Genomic DNA, 1,083 nt, shown 5'->3' with positions numbered 1-1,083 from the left:
TGTAAGCGCAACGTACAAATGTCACTCTTCCGCCAGATAGAGATGTCACAATCTCTGGTCGGCGCCTTCCGAGTGGCATGCCACCCGAGCAATTGGGGGCACGCTGATGACGGTGGTCGCGATGAGCCGGAGCGAGTTGTCACGGTACGAAACGCTGCAGCGCGTCGAGCGGGGCGAGATCACCGCAAGCGAGGCTGGCGAGCTGCTCAGGCTATGCAGGCGCCAAGTCTATCGGCTGCTCGACAGGTTCTGCGCTGACGGCGCTGCCGGCCTGATATCCCGGAAGCGCGGTCGGCCGAGCAACCGCCGGTTGAGCGAAACCTGCCGGGAGCAGATCCTCGGCATCGTCCGCGAGCGCTACGCCGATTTTGGGCCGACGTTGGCGGCCGAGTATCTGGCCGAGCGCCACGGCATCGCGCTCTCGCACGAGACGCTGCGCCAGCTGATGATCGGCGCCGGCCTGTGGAAAGCCAAGGCCGCCAAGCGCGCCAGGCTTCACCAGACCCGAAACCGTCGCGAGCGCCGCGGCGAACTCATCCAGGTCGACGGTTCGGACCATGACTGGTTCGAGGGCCGCGGCCCTCGCTGCAGCCTGCTGGTGTATATCGACGATGCCACGAGCGAGCTGATGCACCTCGAGATGGCGGAGAGCGAGAGCGCCCTCTCCTACCTGCAGGCGACACGGACATATCTCAAGCGGCACGGCAAGCCTATCGCCTTCTATTCGGACAAGCACAGCGCCTTTCGGAACAACCGCGCGACGGCCGACAGCGACGGCATGTCGCACTTGGGCCGAGCGCTCGACAAGCTTGGGGTCGGGATTACCACATCAACGCGTTTCCACACAGCCTCTGTGCCGAAGCTGCCGTCGACGCCTACCCTATAGCACGAGCACCAGCGGCTGAGGCGGTGTGACCGGGCCCGCTGCGTGCGCAGCGGGTCCGGGGACAGGAGCCGGGAGTGTGGGGCATCAGCGGGGGCAGCGCTGCGCTATGAGGAGGGCTCCACGCAGCCCCCGCTGCCGAAGGCGTTGTGCCATTTCTATCTTGCGGCGGAATGTGCCTTTTCTAACTGGCGGCAACA

General features: G+C 65.4%; 1 protein-coding gene. It reads left to right on the top strand.

Features of this window, described 5'->3' with window-relative positions:
• The first annotated feature begins 106 nt into the window (after positions 1-106).
• On the top strand, positions 107-886 hold the full coding sequence (locus GGR89_RS22000; RefSeq protein ID WP_241217838.1) for an ISNCY family transposase: 780 nt from the start codon (positions 107-109) through the stop codon (positions 884-886).
• Positions 887-1,083 lie beyond the last annotated feature (197 nt).

The organism is Sphingomonas trueperi (assembly GCF_011927635.1).
GTDB lineage: Bacteria > Pseudomonadota > Alphaproteobacteria > Sphingomonadales > Sphingomonadaceae > Sphingomonas > Sphingomonas trueperi.
The sequence above is the reverse complement of the archived record's forward strand: the minus strand, read 5'-3'. Positions and strand labels throughout refer to the sequence as shown.